2 protein-coding genes are annotated in these 2,365 nt (G+C 68.5%); both read right to left on the bottom strand.

Annotation, left to right across the window (positions count from 1 at the left end):
• Positions 1-120 precede the first annotated feature (120 nt).
• Positions 121-1,281 carry a tyrosine-type recombinase/integrase gene (locus QH283_RS11945; RefSeq protein ID WP_280503072.1) on the bottom strand — a complete coding sequence of 387 codons (1,161 nt, stop codon included), beginning with the start codon at positions 1,279-1,281 and terminating at the stop codon, positions 121-123.
• 179 nt (positions 1,282-1,460) lie between these two features.
• On the bottom strand, positions 1,461-2,252 hold the full coding sequence (locus QH283_RS11940; protein WP_280503071.1) for a phosphotransferase: 792 nt from the start codon (positions 2,250-2,252) through the stop codon (positions 1,461-1,463).
• Positions 2,253-2,365 lie beyond the last annotated feature (113 nt).

Genomic DNA, 2,365 nt, shown 5'->3' with positions numbered 1-2,365 from the left:
TGGTGGCGGGTCCCACGGCGGTGCGCATCGGATTCCCTTTCCGTCCATTCCATTTCATTCCCGCCGGGGAGGGAATGAAATGGAATGGATTCGGATCGATGGAACGAAGAGGCGCGGAGGTCAGGCGGCGAGGGCGAGCATCTCAGCGCGGACTCGTGGCAGTCGGCTCGCGATGACCTCGGCAGCGGACCGACTGGCCGTGCGATCGTTGTGCCCGTAGCGACGGTCGGTGGTGGTGACCGATTCATGCCCGGCGTCGCGGGACACCACGAACAGCGGCACGCCGTCCTGCAATTTCCACGAGATCCCCGTGTGGCGGAGCATGTACGGGGTCAGGTGCTTGGACCGCAGCGTCGCGACCGCGGCTCCGTAGCGTTCGAGCAGTACTTCGGGGTCGGCGCCGTGCCACATCGCTTTGGTCCCGAACGGGGTGAAGTCGCGGCGCGCCAGCGCCTCCAGCCGGCGCAGGGCTGGCTGCCAGGCTTTGCGGTGGAAGTAGGCGGCGGTGATCGGTGTCCCGGTGTACTTGGCGAACAGCAGCTCGTCGCCTGGTCGGGACAGGTCCAGCCGTTCCACGGTCTGCAGCGGGATGTTGATGGTGCGGATCCCTCGGCTGGACTTGGGCTTGCCGAGCTTCAAGCGGCTGCCGCCGTCCTTCCAGGCCTTGTTGATCCGCACGGCGCCGGTGACCGGATTGACGTCACGGACCTGCAGCGCGCCGATCTCCCCGGGGCGGGCCATCGAGACGAGGCCGAACTCGGCCTGGGTGCGCCACCGCTGCCCGAGTAGTTGCTCGAATAGTTCCCATTCGTCGTTGTCGAAGATCTCGATCTCGGTGTCGTCGTGACGCGGCAGTCGTATCCCTGCGCACGGGTTGAACGGCAGCAGGGGTACTGGACGCTGTTCGACGGCCGCGCGTAGCGCCGCCGAGAGGAATCCGTGCTTGTTCTTGATCGTCTTGGGGGCGTTGCCCTTGTCCTGCTCGAGGTAGACGATCCAGGCGGCGTCGGTGTCCTGGGTGACGGCTTCGAGGGTGGCATGCTCGCCGAAGAAGGGAACGATGTCGTTGGCGATGTAGCGGTGGTACTTGAGGCGGCCGTCTTCCTGGACGCCGGTGAGGCGGTCGGTGTAGCGGGTCAGCCAGTCGGCGAGCAGCATCGCGCCGGTTCCGGCGTCGCGCTTGCCCTCCAGGACGTCGAGGGCCGCGTCGAGACCGATCCGGTCGATCAGATCAGCCCACCACTGGGCCTGGGCGTAGTCGTCGAAGGATTCCGAGGACATCCGCCGGACACGGTCGGTGTCGTAGTAGTGGAAAGGAACCTGTCACCGGACGGTCCCGTCCTTGCGGGGCCGCGGGCGAGGTGTGGGCATACGCCACTCCTGTCGTGTCGAAACGGCGACACGATCAGTCCGAAAAGCGGCGGTGATGACCGCGGTGGTGACCGCGATCCAGATCCAGGCTACCGAAGTAGCCTGTGACCTGCATCATTCCAAGTGGAGCTAAGGGGACTCGAACCCCTCACCCCCGCACGGTGGTCGCCGGTGGCTGAGAGGAGATCGTCGAAGAGCAGATTGTCGAGGCGGTAGTCGCCGTGGACGAGGGCGTAGCGCTCGGGGCGGGCGAGCAGCCAGGTGGGAGTGATCTCGACGCAGCCGCGCAGGGTGATGTGATCGGCGGGATCGATCCGGTCGCCGAGGCGGTCGAGGAAGGTGTCGACGGCGGGGCCGTAGTACTCACCCAGCATGTCGGCTTCCTCGGTGGTCGCGAGGTCGAGGCCGTCCTCGGCGAGCAGGCTCGGGTCGCACCAGCGCGGGGCGTGCAGGGCGGCCAGATTGCGCACGGCGGCAACGGCTTCGGCCAGGCCGCAGCCCGCCAGTTGGTCGCCCTGCCGGGCCGGGGCCATGTCCTCGAGCAGCAGGGTGAACTCGGCGCCGTCGGCGCGGGCGGCGGCGTAGTGGCAGCGGGGCGCACGGACGGCGACGGTTCCTGCCAGCCGGGTGTAGAAGAGCATTTCCTGCCGGTAGGCGCCCGCCAGCATGGCGCGCGCGGCCGGGTCGGCGGAAGGGAGTTTGGCGAGCACGGTCGGCGGCACGTCGTCGCCGTCGAGGTGGATTCGGTGGACCGCACCGATCTGGCCGGTGCCGACCGGCTCGGTGTGGGTGGCGCGCACATGGCGGCCGAGGGCGCGGGTCAGGAACTCGGGGGTGAGATCCGCCGCGGTGAGGGCGATATCGACGGCGCCGGGTGTCATGTGGTGCTCCTTCCCGGATTGGCGGGCAGCACCGCGAACCGTCGCGCGGGGCGCACCGCTTCCCAGGCCGTGAGGACGGGCGCGAGGTCGGTGGGAGTCGCGCCGTGCAGGAT

This window comes from Nocardia farcinica (assembly GCF_029867845.1).
GTDB classification, from domain to species: Bacteria; Actinomycetota; Actinomycetes; order Mycobacteriales; family Mycobacteriaceae; genus Nocardia; species Nocardia farcinica_A.
Note: the sequence above shows the minus strand (reverse complement) of the source record. Positions and strands in the feature narration are given on the sequence as shown.

Excerpts from the sequence above, each read along its gene's own strand:
- QH283_RS11945 (WP_280503072.1), bottom strand. The coding sequence starts at position 1,281 with ATGTCCTCGGAATCCTTCGACGACTACGCCCAGGCCCAGTGGTGGGCT.
- QH283_RS11940 (WP_280503071.1), bottom strand. The coding sequence starts at position 2,252 with ATGACACCCGGCGCCGTCGATATCGCCCTCACCGCGGCGGATCTCACC.